General features: G+C 60.4%; 14 protein-coding genes. 1 reads left to right on the forward strand and 13 read right to left on the reverse strand.

Annotation, left to right across the window (positions count from 1 at the left end):
• Positions 1–6 precede the first annotated feature (6 nt).
• The 6 genes from BSK43_RS28380 to BSK43_RS36055 form a co-directional block, all read right to left on the reverse strand.
• Positions 7–1,026 (reverse strand): Gfo/Idh/MocA family oxidoreductase, encoded by a 1,020-nt coding sequence (locus tag BSK43_RS28380; RefSeq protein ID WP_136687324.1) that lies wholly within the window; start codon positions 1,024–1,026, stop codon positions 7–9.
• A 10-nt stretch (positions 1,027–1,036) separates the two neighbouring features.
• Positions 1,037–3,592, reverse strand: a complete 2,556-nt coding sequence (locus BSK43_RS28385; RefSeq protein ID WP_077468285.1) for an ATP-binding cassette domain-containing protein — start codon at positions 3,590–3,592, stop codon at positions 1,037–1,039.
• Between the two features lie 109 nt (positions 3,593–3,701).
• Positions 3,702–4,721 carry a sugar ABC transporter substrate-binding protein gene (locus tag BSK43_RS28390; protein ID WP_077468078.1) on the reverse strand — a complete coding sequence of 340 codons (1,020 nt, stop codon included), beginning with the start codon at positions 4,719–4,721 and terminating at the stop codon, positions 3,702–3,704.
• Between the two features lie 176 nt (positions 4,722–4,897).
• A complete protein-coding gene (locus BSK43_RS28395) occupies positions 4,898–5,836 on the reverse strand; it encodes a pyridoxal-phosphate dependent enzyme (RefSeq protein WP_077468079.1) in 939 nt (312 codons plus the stop codon).
• The gene (locus BSK43_RS36050) at positions 5,826–6,299 is read right to left on the reverse strand and encodes a succinylglutamate desuccinylase/aspartoacylase family protein (RefSeq protein ID WP_281406659.1); all 474 of its coding nucleotides are present in this window, start codon (positions 6,297–6,299) and stop codon (positions 5,826–5,828) included. Before BSK43_RS36050 ends, BSK43_RS28395 begins: the two co-directional genes overlap by 11 nt.
• Positions 6,239–6,901, reverse strand: a complete 663-nt coding sequence (locus tag BSK43_RS36055) for a succinylglutamate desuccinylase/aspartoacylase family protein (protein WP_281406660.1) — start codon at positions 6,899–6,901, stop codon at positions 6,239–6,241. Before BSK43_RS36055 ends, BSK43_RS36050 begins: the two co-directional genes overlap by 61 nt.
• A 129-nt stretch (positions 6,902–7,030) precedes the next feature.
• Here BSK43_RS36055 and BSK43_RS28405 point away from each other — a divergent pair, with 129 nt between their 5' ends.
• The gene (locus tag BSK43_RS28405; RefSeq protein ID WP_077468080.1) at positions 7,031–7,843 is read left to right on the forward strand and encodes an IclR family transcriptional regulator; all 813 of its coding nucleotides are present in this window, start codon (positions 7,031–7,033) and stop codon (positions 7,841–7,843) included.
• 47 nt (positions 7,844–7,890) lie between these two features.
• On the opposite strand, the gene BSK43_RS28410 is transcribed toward BSK43_RS28405, so the two are convergent.
• The 7 genes from BSK43_RS28410 to ampC all read right to left on the reverse strand — a co-directional run bounded on the left by BSK43_RS28410 (position 7,891) and on the right by ampC (position 15,616).
• Complete coding sequence (locus BSK43_RS28410) at positions 7,891–8,712, reverse strand: carbohydrate ABC transporter permease (RefSeq protein WP_077468081.1); 822 nt, start codon at positions 8,710–8,712, stop codon at positions 7,891–7,893.
• Between the two features lies 1 nt (position 8,713).
• Positions 8,714–9,580 carry a sugar ABC transporter permease gene (locus BSK43_RS28415; protein ID WP_077468286.1) on the reverse strand — a complete coding sequence of 289 codons (867 nt, stop codon included), beginning with the start codon at positions 9,578–9,580 and terminating at the stop codon, positions 8,714–8,716.
• 49 nt (positions 9,581–9,629) lie between these two features.
• Positions 9,630–10,955 carry an extracellular solute-binding protein gene (locus BSK43_RS28420; protein WP_077468082.1) on the reverse strand — a complete coding sequence of 442 codons (1,326 nt, stop codon included), beginning with the start codon at positions 10,953–10,955 and terminating at the stop codon, positions 9,630–9,632.
• Positions 10,956–11,003: 48 nt separating this feature from the next.
• Positions 11,004–12,518 carry a putative N-acetylmannosamine-6-phosphate 2-epimerase gene (locus BSK43_RS28425; protein ID WP_077468083.1) on the reverse strand — a complete coding sequence of 505 codons (1,515 nt, stop codon included), beginning with the start codon at positions 12,516–12,518 and terminating at the stop codon, positions 11,004–11,006.
• 67 nt (positions 12,519–12,585) lie between these two features.
• Positions 12,586–13,275, reverse strand: coding sequence for a GntR family transcriptional regulator (locus BSK43_RS28430; RefSeq protein ID WP_077468287.1), 690 nt, complete (start codon positions 13,273–13,275; stop codon positions 12,586–12,588).
• A 204-nt stretch (positions 13,276–13,479) separates the two neighbouring features.
• Positions 13,480–13,878 (reverse strand): hypothetical protein, encoded by a 399-nt coding sequence (locus tag BSK43_RS28435; protein ID WP_077468084.1) that lies wholly within the window; start codon positions 13,876–13,878, stop codon positions 13,480–13,482.
• Between the two features lie 544 nt (positions 13,879–14,422).
• Positions 14,423–15,616 carry a class C beta-lactamase gene (gene ampC, locus BSK43_RS28440; RefSeq protein ID WP_246662718.1) on the reverse strand — a complete coding sequence of 398 codons (1,194 nt, stop codon included), beginning with the start codon at positions 15,614–15,616 and terminating at the stop codon, positions 14,423–14,425.
• Between the last annotated feature and the right edge of the window lie 100 nt (positions 15,617–15,716).

The following is a 15,716-nucleotide window of genomic DNA, read 5'->3' on the forward strand; positions in this document are numbered from 1 at the left end:
TTCGCCTCAAATTGCCCAATCTTCCACCGTTTCACGTCTGCCGGTCTCGACGCTACGTAGGATGGCATCGTTGACGGCAACGGCCCGCAAGGCATCCTCGACCGGCATGACGAAGGGCTTTTCGGATCGGACAGCCGAAATGAAGTGCCTGACCTCCTCGTAGAGATCGCCGGTGATGTGCCCGTTCGTCGTCGGCCAGTGCTGACTATCGGGCAGGGACCAGGACCCGCGTGACAGCAGGCGCAGGCCGTGGTCGCGGACATCGAGATCGATCAGGCCCTCTGTCCCGACGACTTCGCTGCGCGCCCATATGCCTGTCGGAGCGCTATCCGGCAGCGTCCAGCCGAAATAGAGCTGGCCGCTCATGCCGTTCGACATTTCGACCGTTGAAAAGATCGCATCCTCCGACGCGACGCCGAGGGATGGCATGAGCTTGGAGACCGAGCGCGAATAGACCGCCGTGATGTCGGCGCCGCTGATCCATTGCAGCATGTCGATATCGTGGATGCCCAGATAGAAGCAGACACTCGACCTGCCATTCATCCGCTGGCCGACATCGCGCTTTGTGAAACGGCCGCTGCTGGCATGGATCGGCTGGCCGATGCGGCCCTCGCGCACGGCGGCAGCCGCCTCGCAATAGCGGGGATCGAAGCGAAGAATATGGGCGACGAGCAGACGCGCACTGCTTCTTTTCGCTGATCTGGCGATGGCCTTGGCCGCATCGAGCGTATGAGCCATCGGCTTTTCGAGAAGGACCGGCTTGCCCGCCTCCAGCAATTCGCAGGTAACGGCTTCGTGCAGCCGGTCGGGTGCGGCGACGATATAGGCATCGGCCGCGCCAGCACTAAGCGCCGATCCAGCGTCTGCGAAATGCGGAACACCGAACTCGGCTGCTGCCTGTCTGCCAAGCTCGGCATTCGGGTCGATGATCGCGGATACTTCGGCAAGATCACTGTCGGCGACCACGCGGGCATGCAAAAATCCCATGAAGCCGGCACCGACGATGGCTATGCGCAGTTTGTTCATCGAGCGGCCCTCACGCAACATGTTGCGGCGCGCCAAGGGCGTCGCTCGGATTGATATTCGGAGGGCGGATGCTTTCGCTGAAGGCCAGCGCCATAACATCCTGTTCGCTGGCGCCACGGCCGAGTTCGCCGACCGAGCGGCCCTCGCGCATGACGATGATGCGATCGGCGACGCCGAGCACTTCAGGCAGTTCGCTCGATACCATCAGGATGGCGGCGCCCTGCCGTTTCAACTCGGCGATGAGGTGATGCAGCTCGGACTTGGCGCCGACATCGACGCCGCGTGTCGGCTCGTCGAGCAGGATGATCTGCGGTTTCGTCGCCAGCCATTTGCCGATGACGACCTTCTGCTGGTTGCCGCCGGAAAGCTCGATCGTCCTCTTGTCCGGCTGGGCCGGTCGCACCCCGAGCGAGGCGATCAAATCGCCCGCCAAACTGCTGATCCGGCGCGGCGACAGCAGGCCGAAACGGCTGTTGCCGCGTATCCAGGCGAGCGAGAGGTTGTCGCGGATGGACATGGTGCCGACAAAGCCCTCAAGGTGCCGGTCTTCCGGTATATAGACGATGCCGGCGCGGTTCGCGGCCTTGATATCGCTGCCCGACTGGTTTTTGCCGAAGATCTCGATGGAGCCTTCATGCAGAGTTTCCAGGCCGGCGATGAGACGCAGGACTTCCGAGCGGCCGCTGCCCATGAGCCCGGCAATGGCGACGATCTCGCCGCGATGGACACAGAGCGAGGCCGATTTCAGCAGCTTGCCGTTCGAGGCGTCGAATATCTCGATCGCCTTTTCGCGAATGTCGGCCTTGAGGTAGGGGAAGATGTCGCCCAACTCGCGACCGACCATCATGGAAACGATCTCCGCCTCGCTCGTTAGCCGCGTCTCGCGCTCACCGATGAATTTACCGTCACGCAACACGACCACGCGGTCGCATTGGCTGAAGATCTCTTCCATCTTATGCGAGATGTAGAGAATGCCGGCGCCACGCTGCCTGAGCTTGGCAATCAGCTCGTAGAGATGATCCCGTTCGCGATTGGAGAGGGCACTCGTCGGCTCGTCCATGATGAAAAGCCATGCGTCGGAGAGAACGGCGCGGGCGATTTCCACCATTTGCTGGCGTCCGACGGAGAGGGTCCGCAACTCCGCGTCGATGTCGATATCGAGCGACAGCTCCTGCATGATCGCGATGGCTTCGCGGCGCATGCGGCGGCGGTCGAGCAAACCGAAGCGGGTATGCGGCTCGCGGCCGACGAAGAGGTTCTCGGCGACGGTGAGATCAGGCGAAAGGCTGAAGTGCTGGTGGATGACGCTGATGCCCTCGGCTTCGCTCGGGGCATGAAAATCGACCAGTCGGCCGTCAATGGCGATCTCGCCCTCGTCGGGTCGATAGACACCCGATATGCATTTCACCAGAGTGGATTTACCGGCACCGTTTTCGCCGGCGAGCGCCACGACCTCGCCCGAGGAAATCGCGAAGGAAACGCTATCGAGCGCCTTGACGCCCGGGAATGACTTGCCAAGCGCCCTCAGTTCTATGTGGCGGCGCGCCGGCGTTCTTACCACCTCATTCTGAGGTGGAGCGGCCTTTGGCCCTTCGCTTTTGCGACGATTGCCCGTGACGAATGCAGTGATGCTCTCCGGTTGGCTGGCCAGCACCGCAACGAGAATGAGCGCGCCGGTGATGTAGTAGATGACGATCTGCGGCACCTGCAAAAAGGAAAGCCCAGTATTGATGACGCCGAGAAGCAATGCCCCGATCGCCGTTCCCCAGATGGAGCCTTGTCCGCCGGAAAGCTTGGTTCCGCCGACGATTGCTGCCGTGATGGCGGTGAATTCGAGGCCGGAGCCGGCAAGCGGCTGGGCCGAGCCGAGACGGCCGATCGTCAGGATGGCGCCGAGACCGGCAGTGGCACCGGCAATCAGATAGACCGAGATGCGCACGAGGGTGACCGGCACCATGGAGGCCCGCGCCGCATCGGCATTGCCGCCGACGGCGTAGATCCAGCGGCCATAGACGGTGCGGGCGAGGACGAACCACCATGCAACGAGGCAGATTGCGGCCGCGACGATAGCCGCCGGAATTGGCCCGATGCTTTCGCGCCCGGCATAGAGGATGATCGGATTGTCGATGGCGATGCTCGATGCGCCGGAAAGACTGAGCGATAGTCCGCGTGCAAAGGCCATGGTCGCGAGCGTCGCGATGAAGGGGGAAATGCCGGCAAAGCCGATCAGCACGCCGTTTAGCAGGCCGATGACGGAGCCCGCTAGGATCGCCATCATCAGTGTTGCCGCAGCCGAGCCGGTCGATGCGTAGACAAGGCCGGCGGCCACGCCGGAAAACGCCAGCGTACTGCCGACGGAAATATCGATGCCACGAGCAATGATGACTGCGGTCATGGCGAAGGCAACGAGCGCGATCACCGCGCTCTGCTGGGCGATGCTGACGAAATTGCCGGCCGCGAGGAACCGAGGGTCGATCCAGCCGAAGACGGCGACCGCGACGACAAGGACGATGACAAGCACCGGCTCGTTGCGGCGGAGCAGGTATGAAATCTGATTTTGAAACATGGTCGGCCGCCTCTCGAACACGATGCGCATCGCCGGTGAAGGCGAGGATTCTGGATGTTCACGGAGTGGGGGCGCCGGCGCGAATGCGCACCGGCAGCCCTGCGTCGACTTATTTGCCGACAGTCATCGCCGAGGTCGGAACCTTGGGTCCGAGCTGTTCGGTATAGTTCTTTGCTTCCACCGCTTCCTTGTCGGTGTTGATATGCTCGAAGCTGAGGCCGGCCTTTTTCAGTTTTTCCGCCGTCGTGTCAGAGGTCACGAAATAGGTCGGCATAAAGAGATCGTTCGGCATTTTCTCGCCGTTGGCAAGACGTGCGGCCACGGCAATATTCCAGTAGCCGACGCGATAGGCGCCCGTCAGGACGTCCATCACCATCTTGCCGTTGTCGATCAGATCCTTCATTTCGGCATCGCCGTCATAACCGCCATAGATCAGGTTGACGTTCATCGAGCTGGCGACGGAATCGGCCGCAAGGCAGAGGCTGTCGGAAATGCAGGCGATGGCTTTCAGATTGGGATAGGTGGTGAGCCATGTCTGGGCAGCGTTGGTTGCTTTGGCGGCATCCCATCCGGTCGGCTCGATGCCGACGATCTTGATCTTCGGGAACTCCTTCTTCATCGTCTCGACGAAGCCCTTTTCGCGCGTGTCTGACACGAAGTTGCCGCGAGAGCCGACGAGCAAGGCGATCTCGCCCTCGCCGCCGAGCGACGTGCCGACAGCGCGTGCAACCATCGACATGTTGTCATAGTCCGGATAGAGCGTCGAATAGTTGCCGTCGGCCTCGACCTTGTTGCCCATGGTGATGACCGGGATGCCGGCAGCCAGCGCCTTCTTGATGGCGGGTACGACGGCATTTTTGTCGATCGGATCGATCAAAATGGCGCTAACGCCCTGGTTGACGAAATTTTCGATAATGCCAACCTGCTTTTCCAGGCTGCCTTCGGCGCTCTGCCAGGTGGCCTTGACGCCATAATCCTTGCTGGCGACGTCGCCGGCTTCCTTCATGCGGACGAAAAATGAGTTTTGTAGATCGATTGCTGCCAGGCCAAGAACCTTGTCCTTGGCGATCGAAGGGGTTGCCAGCGCAAGCGCGAGCAGGGCGACGGATGCTTTCAGAAGTGTGCGCATGTTTCAGTTCTCCTCTGCCTTGAAGGCTTTTCGTGATCATGACGGGCGTTGTCTCGCCTCTTCTTCACATTCCGTCCGGTAAGTCATCGTCCCCAGTGACGTGACCTGCCGGTGATTGGACGCTTTGCGTCTATTCTTATATAGCGTTTTCTAAAGATGCCAGAATTATTCAACCTTTACGCGTTAAAACCATCAATGCCGGAGCCGCAGACAAGTCCGGCGATACGGCTACCAAGCGGCGGGTGGATCGCACCCGACATGACCGCAGCCAGCGACGCCGCACCGCTCATATCCGCGGCGATCCCATACTCGAACCACAACAATGCTGCAGCACGTTGCATAGCGTCATCGTCGATCAGAACGATATCGTCGACATTGCGCCGCGCGATCTCATAGATGCCCTCATCGGTGCGGCCGCAGGCCATCGTCGCGACCCTGGTGGTGACCTCGGCAAGCCGCACGACGCGGGCGACGTCGAAGCAGGCGCGCAGTGTCGGGGAGCCGATGGGTTCGACCCCGATGATGCGCGCCTTCGGGTTGACCGTCTTGATCGCCTGGGACATGCCGGCGATCAGCCCGCCGCCGCCGATGGCAATAATATAGAGATCGGCCTGCGGCAGTTGTTCCAGCATCTCCAGCGCGACCGTTCCCTGGCCTGAAACGATGGCCTCGTCTGCGAAGGGATGCATGTAGAATGCGCCCTGTTGCTCGGCAAAAATAATGGCGGCTTCATGCGCCTCGTCCCATACTTTGCCGGCGTAGCGTACATCGGCTCCCAGCCGGCGCAGCTTCTCCTCTTTGACGGGGCTGGCATTGCTCGGCAAAAAGATCGTCGCCGAAACACCGGACTGACGGGCCATATAGGCCGTGGCTAGGCCGTGATTGCCGCCGGAAGCCGCGACCAGGCCACGCTCAATATGTTCGGGTGACAGCGATTTGACCCTGTTGGCGGCACCGCGGATCTTGAAGGAGCCGCTGACCTGCAGACATTCGAGCTTCAGATGGAAATCGTTGCGCAGATCGAAGCCGGCACAATGTTCGAGTTTGAGCACTGGCGTGCGACGTACGAAAGGTTGGATGCGGGTGGCCGCGGCCTTGATGTCTTCATAGCTCATCACTCAATGCCTCCGGATATTCGTTGGCCAGCACGAAGCAGCAATTGCCGGGGCGGACCCGGCCGGGCTGGCGCTTGGCGAAGACGATACCATCGATGGGATGATGCAGGATGACTGGCTCCCGGGCGGGCGAACGCAGAAAATGGATGCGGCCGGCAACATCGCCGGCTTTTACTTCAGTACCGAGCTCGCTGATCGGTTCGAAGACGCCATCGTCGTCGGAGAGAATGTAGCCTTGGCTGCCCGGCACTTTCAGCACGCGGGCGTTCGCTTCCGTTGGCATGTCTGGCGCGCCTTTAAGCACGCCGGCATGCTTGAGGACGTTGCGGATGCCGCGACGGCAGATGGCGAGCGCATCCTGGCTGACCAGACCGCCGCCGGCCATCTCGCTGCCGATAACGATCAGGCCCTGCTGATTGGCAGCTGCCGTCGATGTGCGCATCTCGCCGAGATTGTCGACCATAACAACGGTCGCGCGCCGAAGGCGAGGGTGGCCTTGATGTTGCGGCGATGCCCTTCCGGCGTCGGGGATGGCTCGATGATGGCGCTTGGGAGGATCATCAGCGAGGAGCCGCCAGAGTGCAGGTCGAGGAAGTAATCCGCGATCGGGAAGAGGTAGTCGTTCACATAGGCGGCCGTCTGGCTCGTCAGCGTGCCATTGAAGTCGCCCGGAAAGCTGCGGTTGAAATTGAGCCCGTCGACGGGAGACGTGCGCTGCCCGGCTTCGACGGCACGGACATTGATGGCTGGAATCGCGATGATGCGGCCGGCGACGTCAGCCGGATCGATCTCACGCAGAAGTTCGCCGAGCGCAATCGGTCCTTCATATTCGTCGCCATGATTGCCGGCTTCGATCAAGACCGTCGGGCCGGTGCCATTCTTGACGACGGCAAGCGGCACCTGAACCGTGCCCCAGGCATCATCATGCGGCGATTGCGGCACGCAGAAATAGCCGATCTGTTTGCCCGGGCGATCAAGGTCAATGGATGTGAAGATGCTGTTGCGACGCGGCGTCTCCAGCTTTCGTCCCGGTGTCTCAGATTTCACCACGCTTAGATTGCTCATCGAAACCACTCGTCTTTGCTATTGGAGGCATCATGTAGGTTTTATATATAGTGTCAAGTTCAAATATGAAACGAATGACAAGAGCGATGGCAATTCTTATGGTTGGCTTCCCAAGGAGGATTCGATGAGATGAGCAATGGTTCGAATGAGAGCGGCAAGCTTTCCTATTCGGCACCGGCCCTGACCAAAGGCCTGGAAGTCCTGGAGCTGCTTGCCGAAGCCGATACGTCGATGACGATGAAGGCGATCGCGGATGGCCTGGGCCGTTCAAAGAATGAGATCTTCCGCATGCTCGTTGCGCTGCAGGAGCGCGGATATATAGACCGGGATCCCGAAACGGATGCCTTCTCGCTGACCGATCGGCTCTTCAAGCTTGGCCTGCATACCCCAACCACGCAGGATCTGATGTCGGCCGCCATGCCTGAGCTTTCGGCGATCGCCATGGAAAGCCAACAGTCGCCGCATCTCGTCGTCGTCAATCACGGGCTGACCGTCGTTACCGCCGCCGTTCCGGGCGGGGAGGACATGTCTTTCACGCTGAAGCTTGGCTACGGCCGACTTGCGACGGATTCGACTTCCGGCCAGGTCATCCTGGCTTTCCAGTCAGCCGCCACGGCAAAACGGATTGTCGATGAGTGCCAGGGACGATCTTCGACACCCATCGACCGCAAGGCGCTCGACAAGGAACTGGCAGCCATCCGCGGAAGGGGTTACGAGCTGCACGACAGCCGCGACTTCGTCGGCATCACCGATATTTGCTGCCCGATCATCGGTGCCGATGGCAACGCGATTGCATCCATCATCATCGCCTATGTCAATCGCCATACGCGGGAGAGCCGTCACGCCGCCACGTTGAGCGTCCTGCAGGCAGCCTGTGATCGCATCTCTAGCCGGCTCTCGCCCCGTCTGCGCTCCTCGAAGGAGATGACTGCCAGGGGGTGATGTGTATCGCGCTCCCGCTGTTTGCCGGTTGTTCGGTACGAAGGCAGCTAGCCCTTTACCGCGCCCGCCGTCATCGAGCCGGAGAGCTGCCGGTACATGACGAGGCCGAGGAGAGCCGGCGGCAGAGCACCGATGACCATGACGGCGGACGCCATGCCCCACTGCACACCGCCGCCGCTGGCGGCAAAGAAGAATGAGGCGCCGACGGTCATGGGCACGGCGCGACTGGTCGTCAGCATGAGCCCGAAGAGGAATTCGTTCCAGGCGGTGATGAAGCCGAAGATGAAGGTGGTCACCAGCGCCGGGCGAACCACCGGACGGATGACCCTGATCATGATCTGGAACACGCTGGCACCATCGACGGTGGCCGCTTCGTCAAGCTCCAGCGGTATGTCCGATATCGCATTCACCAGCATGACCAGGGCAAGGGGAATGTTGACGATCGTCAGGATCAGGCCGAGGCCGATCTGCGTGTCGAGCAGGCCGAGCCACTGATACATCATGTAGAGCGGGATCGCGAAGACAATGAGGGGAACGGCGCGCAGATTGATGACGAGCGGCAGCAGGAGCCTTTTCCCCATCTCGCCGCGGGCGATCACATAGGCAGCCGGGAAGGAGAGCAGGATCGCGAGGGCCGTGCCGATAAGCGCAACCACGGCGCTGTTGGCAAGATAGAGGAAGATGTTGAAGCGCTCGGTTTCCGTGAAGACCTTGATGTAATTGTCGAAGGTCGGCTGCTCGATCCACAGGCCGGGATTATTGGAAATCTCCCGCGTCGTCTTGAACGAGGTGATGAGCGTGACGATGATCGGGAAATTCAAGGCAAGGACCACGATACCGTAGACGATCCAGCGTAGCGACTTCAGCATCCTATCTCTTCCTCCGGGCGCTCAGCCAGTTCAAGCCGGAGAGTACCAGCAGCGAGGTGACGAACAGGACGACAGAGGCTGCGACCGCCTTGCCGATGGCGCCTTCCTTGAAGAAGGCCTGATAGATGTAGATCGAAAGCGAGGTCGTCGATCCGCCGGCTCCGCTGCCGGTGAGCGCGTAGACATTGTCGAAAACCCGGAATCCGTCAATGAAGCGGATGAAAAAGGCGACAACCAGCGTCGGAAGCATCAGCGGCAGATCGATGCGCCATAGTCGCTGCAGGCCCGTTGCGCCGTCGAGGGCGGCCGCTTCGTGCACATCCGCTGGGATCGCGATATAGGCGACATAGAAAAGCAGGAAGGCGAAGGGTGTCCACTGCAGCACTTCGATGACGATGAGCGTGCGGAATGCATTGGTGTAGTCGAGGAAAGCGGGGCTGTCGCCGAACCATTCGTAGAGATAGTAGGGCACAGGTCCGGCGAACTCGTGCAGCACGAGCCGGTACATCAGGCCGACCATGGCGGGCGCGACCATCAGCGGTAACATCAGGGGCGCCATCAGCACCGGCCGCGCCGAGAGAAGCGGTTTCAGGAAAATCGCCAGGAAAAGACCGAGCAGGCATTCGCTGACAGCGGTGATGATGCCGAAGCGCAGCGAGAACCACACCGATTGCCAGAACGCCGCTTCCGTCAGGGCCGTGACGTAATTGCCAAAGCCGCTGATCTGGGGACTCCGCAACGTTTCGAACGAGACAGTCGAGACCGAATAGACAAGATTGAGGAGGGCTGGAAAGCCGAGGAACAGCAGCAGAAACCCGACAAGCGGTGCCAGGTAGAGCCTGCCTTCGGCGCGTTTTACGAGAGCCATGGTGTCAGCAGCAGCCGGATGCCTTTGAGCGGGCATCCGGCCTCTGTCCTTATTTTTTCAAGAGGTCCTGCATGCCGGCCTTGGTGTGGGCAAGCGCGTCATCGAGGCTCTGCTGGCCAGACCAATAACCGGTGAACTCCTTGGCCTGCAGCTCATAGACGGAAAGTGCCTTGGCGGAGGTGGCGCCTGTCATCACATAGCCGTACTTGCTGGCAAATTCGCCGAGCTTGACCAGATCCGGACGCTCCTTGGCCACCTTGGCGACAACATCGGGTGTGAGCGCCGGTGAGCCGCCCGCGCGGGCATAGGCAAGGGCCGCGTCTTCGGAGGACAGCCATTTCAGAAACTTGACGGCGCCTTCCTTGTTCTTGGCGTTTTTGTTCAGGCCGAGGCCAAGACCGTGGATGTGGTCGGCGCGTCCATTCGGTCCGGCTGGCGGGGCTACGACACCGGTGACATCGGCCACGGCAGGCGATTTCTTGGCGTCGGTGAGTTCGGCTGCAGCAGCATTCCACTGCAGGGCAGTCGCCGCCTGTCCGGAGCTATAGGCTGCATTGGTTTCGGCATATTCGTAGCTCAGCGAATCCTTCGGCGAGACGCCTGCGTCATAAAGCGTTTTATAAAGTGTCAGGCCAGTCTTGTAGGCGTCGGAATCGACGGTGATATTGCCGCTGGCGTCCATCCAGTCGCCGCCATAGGCACGGGGAAGGGATTGGAACACCATCATGTTGAAGAGCAGGTTCTTCATTTGCAGCACGGCGCCATAGCGCACCGGGCTTTGGCGGTTCACCTGCTTGCTGAAATAGAGCGACGTTGCCGCCCAGTCATCCCAGGTCCATTCGTCAGGTTGCTTGGGAGCAAGTTCCTTGCCGAGATATTTCTTGGAGATCTCGGCATATTTGGCCTTGGCGTCGGGGTCGGCGATAAGCGCGTCGACCAGATCCTTGCGGTAATACATGAAGTGCAGCGACAGGTCCGTCGGCACGCCATATTGCTTGCCATCGAACTGCATGGTCTTCAGCACCGTATCGCCGAATACCTTCGGCGCGTCGGCGTTGAGCTCGATCGGCTCCATATAGGGTGCGTAACGGCCGATCGAATAGGTCGCGACGAGGTTGATGTCGAAAGCGTCGGAGCCGGCGGCCATATCGGCCTGAAGCTTGTCGAAAAAGCCGTCGCGGTTGAAGAAAAGCAGCTCGATCTTGTCGGCGTCGGACGCGGTCTTGTTGTAGAGATCGGTGGTGGCGCGCAGTGCGGTTTCCTCAGAACCGCCCGGCCAGCCGAGCACGACCACCTTGGCGTTCGCGAGGCCCGGCAATGCCGTTGCCGACAGCATCAGGGCGAGCATTGCAGACGATAAGTATTTGAATTTCATTATTGTTCCCTTTCCTTTATCGTTGTTTTTGACTTGCATTGAGCTTGTTTATCGATCGCGCCTCGCAAGATCGGCGGCACCGATGATGCCGGCATGGGGGCCAAGGCTTGCGGCGATCAGATGCGGTGCGATATGCGCGGAAAGTCCGGCCAACTGGGCCTCGACGGCATCGAGATAGCCAGGCGCGAGGCCTATGCCACCGCCGATGACGATGCGCTTGGGGGCAAACATCATCTGGATGTCGCGGCAAAGGAGCGCGACGCGCGATGCCGATTGAGAGATGATGGCCTGCGCCCAGGCCGCGCCGTTGCGGGCGTGCCGGAATATCTCCGGGGCTTCGACCGCATGCCCGGCGCTCGCTGCTTCGGTCGCCATCCAGCGGCCGGAAACGATGTCTTCCAACGGAGATTGGCCGAGCGTCGGGCTGCGAAGCAGGCCGAAATGACCGGCAAGACCAAGCAACGGGCGTCCATTCACCACCACGCCACCGCCGATGCCGGTGGAGATGGTTAGGAAGACGGTGTCTTCATTCTCACCCGCTCCGAACCTGTGTTCGCCCCAGGCTGCCGCCTGGGCATCATTGACGGCAAACACCGGTTTGTCGAACAGCTTGCCGGCCTTCGCCACTAGGGGATAGCCATCCGGGATCGCAAGCGTCGCGGGATTGAGCGCCGACCAGTGCCCGTCGCTGATGATGCCGGTCGCCGCAATGCCGACGCGGTCATATCGACCATTCCAAGGTTCTGCCTGTTCGGCGATTGCCGCCAGCCAGGCGTCGGGTCCTGCCTCCCGGCTGGTTGCGATGGTCACCTCGGCCAACACCTGCGCGCCGCGAACCAACGCCGCGAGCATCTTGGTGCCGCCGATATCGATGGCGAGCGTTGCTGTATCTTGCTCCGAAAAGGCTGCTGAAACCGCTTCGTGAAACCATGAAGTCACATGCTCGGTCCGCGTGATCGCCGATCCGACGACGACGGCGCAAGCGCCGGCGCGCGCCGCCTTGGCTGCCTGTTCCGGCGTGCGGATGCGGCCCTCGGCAATCACATAGGGCGTCAGTTGCCGCATGGCTGAGATCAATGGGATATCCGGCTCCACCGGCTCAGGGCCGCCGACATAGCCCGACATGGTGGTGCCGACGAAATCGACGCCGGCCGAAAGCGCACGCTTCGCATCATCCAGGCACGAGCAATCCGCCATGGATAACAGGCCTCTCGCCTTAATGGCGGCGAGTAGCGTCTCGATCGTTTCGGGCCGGGGCCGGTCGGTCGCATCGAAAGCGATGATGTCGGCGCCGGCATCGGCCAAAACCTCGACATCGGCGACGAAGGGGGTGATGCGCACCGGGCTGTCATCGAGATCGCGTTTGACGATGCCGATGATCGGTGCGTCGACGGCGCCCCTGACAGCGGCGACATAGGCTGAGGATTCGATGCGCAGTGCCCGCGCGCCGGCCGCCAGCGCTGCACGCGCAAAGCCGGTGACGAAAATTGCCTCGTCCATCGCCCCGTCAGGCACGGGCTGACATGAGACGATAAGACTTAGATTGAGATCTTCCTTGCGCATTCGGCACCCCTTTCGGAGCGCCACGATAGACGACACTTACCAGAAAGCAACCGGTTTTAAACTGGTATTATCTCTGAAGCTCGAAGACGAAGTCGTAGACCTCGCCTTTGTAGCGCGTTTCGCAATATTCGACGATCTCGCCGTCACCGAGAAAGCAGCGTCGCTCCGTCGTCAGGATCGGGGCTCCCGGCTCGCAACGCAGATGCTGAGCGTCTTCGAGCGAGGCCGCGCGGGCCCGCATTCTCTGGATGGCGCGCCGGGGCAGAAAGCCGCGCTGGGCGAGCGCGTCATACAGGGAATCGCCGACCGAAGATGGAGAAGGGAGAAAGCGCACAGGCACCGCCGCATGCTCGACCGCAATCGGAGCGCCATCGGCGGTTCGCACCCTGCGCATGCGCAAAACCTGTGCGTTTGCAGAGATGCCGAGCGCCATCATTTCAGTTGGCGAGGGACGGGTTAACTGTTTGGAGAGCCATATGCACCCGGGCTCCATTCCGCGGGCGCGCAGGTCTTCGGAAAAGCTGGTCAGTGTTGAAAGCGACTTCTCGACCCGGGAGCCGATTTCGCTGCGAGCGCCCTGCCGCCGGCTGAGCATGCCTTCCTCTTCCAGCATGGCAAGCGCCTTGCGAACGGTGACCCTCGATAGCGAAAGAGCTTCGGCGAGCGACCGTTCACCCGGCAGTACCGAACCGGATTTGAAAGCATGGTTGCGCACGGCCGCTTCGATCGCTGTCTTGAGCCGCTTGTAGAGCGGCATTCCCTGGGTGCCGGAGGCGAATTCGCTTCTGACCAGCTCTATAATTTCATTCGCCAAGGAGAACCTACCCTTCCACAGAGCGACCACGGATAATTTTCATCCTGTTCGCTACTGGTATTATTCTGAACAGCTTTTGATGATCTGTCGAGGGAGGGTAGGATAGATGTCGGGATGGTCAGAAGGCGGCGAGGCCGCAGCAGGCCTCTAGGAGGCGGCTGCGCGGCGTTGTGGCTGAATGGTGATACGCGGCTTGCTGGCGACACGCAGCGGGGCTTTGGGCGCGGCGCGAGGAGCGGGTGCGATAGGCGTCGCGGGGGTTTTGGTCGCTCTCAGCCAGCGCTGAATAGCGTCAAAACCAGGTTGCGCCGCTCGCTTGAACTCCGGGCTCATTTCTGCGTCCATGCCACAGAGCGATGCAATTTCCTGCCAGTCCACTCTTCCGGCGCGCAAAGGGGGACGCGACTGGAAGACGACGAGCCCGATCATGAAGCCCTTGAGGTTTTCGAAGCTGCGGGGCTGCAGCAGCGGCGCGAGCCGCAGATCGCAAAAATCCGAGATCTTGCGTTGGAAAACATCGGAGGCGGAGCTTTTCTTTACGGGCATTATTTATTCCTTGCATGCGACCTCATCCAAAGGCCGGGGTGTGCGCGCTAAAGCACGGAAGTTAACGAAACGCAAACAACCGACCGTTTGGCCGCTTTCAATTTTTTGATGTGCCGGTATTCGGCAATTGAGGGGAAAATCACGCCGTGATTGGAGACAGCGTTCTTTCTGAGGTGCGATACATAGGCATTCGAGTCCGGATTGTCACCCGCTAAAACCATGAAAAAACTGTAACTTGCCTCGCATGCCAATGAGAGCGACATTTGCCTTGCGCCGGATTTATGAGGTGAAAGACATGTCAGTCTTGGAAATGTTAGTAAGACGCCGGATGCAGGAAGAATATGCCAAGGGCACATCCCCAGAGCGGATTACCCGGCTCCTGCAGGAATTCTTCAACGGGACGGAAGCCTCCCACGCAGACGCTGCCCCGCGCCAGTCTTCCGGCAATCGATAGCAATCAACCCATCAAATGAAAGTGACCGGCCCTCGTTTTTTCCGAGAGCCGGTCTTTTGCCAGGCAGAGCAAACCCTGCGGCTGATACCGCTATTGCGCGTCGTTCTGCTCAGGCAGGTTTCCGATTGCCGTCATGATCTTATATGCGGCCTTGACGCGTTCCGGGATCGGATAGTTCTTGTTCGCCAGCAGCACGATGCCAATCTGCTTGGCGGGAACGAAAGCCGCATAGGCACCAAAGCCATTTGTCGAGCCGGTCTTGTTGAGCCAGCTGTCCTTGCGCGGCTGTTGCGGCGGTGAGAGGCGGGTGATCTTATGCGGGTCGAGCGCCATGTCTGATGAGTTGCCTTCCAGCAGTCGGGCAAGCGTTGTCGGATAGGCGTAGATTTCCCAACCCAGACCCTGCGTCGTATCGCCGACCGTGTAGAAGCCGACATGGGTCGCCGCGATTGCGTGCTGCAGCGTCGGATCGAGCTTGGAGCTGTCCATATTGGCCTCTAGAACGCTGAGCATGTCGGGTGCGGTTGTCTTGATGCCGTAGGCCTGCGTGTCGAGAACACCGGGGTTGACCCGGATGGGCTTGCCCACCTTGGAATAGCCATAGGCATAGTTGCCCATCTCGCTGGGCGGGACGCGGACGAAGGTATGGTTGAGGCCGAGCCCTCTGATGATCTTGTCCTGCATCAGCGTATCGAATGGCTCGCCCATGGCTTGGGCCGCCAGATAGCCAAAGAGGCCGATGCTCGTATTGGAATAGAGCCGATAGGTGCCGGGAGCATAGGAAGGGCGCCAGTTACGATAATAGGCGATCATCTTGTCGTTGTCGGTCACATCGTCAGGAAACTGCAGGGGCAGGCCGCCTGCGCTATAGGTGACGAGATCGAGAAGGCTTATCTTGTCGAAGCTCGTGCCAGAAAGCGCCGGCAGATATTTGGTGGCCTTGTCGGCGAAGGAAAGCTTGCCGCTGACCTCGGCATAGGAGCCAAGTGCCGCCGTGAAGGTCTTGCTGATCGAGCCAAGTTCGAACAGCGTGTCGTCCGTGACCTTCTGGCCGCTCTCTTTCGAGGCAACCCCATAGTTGAAGGTATAGCGCTTGCCCTTGACCGTGATGGCAACTGCCAGCCCCGGAACATCGTTTTCCGTCATCAGCGGCTGAATAATTGCATTGACGGTCTGCTCCATTTGCGCCTGCTCGCTGCCATCGGCAGCGTGCGCGGCAACACCATAGAAGAGGCAGCTGGCGACGGCGCCAAGCTTCCGCAGTGAAATGAAATGCGTGTTCAAGATGATATCCTTTTGGCGATGCTGGCCGTATGCCATACGTGGCGGCCGGAGTTGGGATTGAAGAGGGATGGCGATGACTGTGCTCGCCGTTACGCGGCTG

This window comes from Rhizobium sp. P44RR-XXIV (genome assembly GCF_001999485.2).
Lineage (GTDB): Bacteria > Pseudomonadota > Alphaproteobacteria > Rhizobiales > Rhizobiaceae > Rhizobium.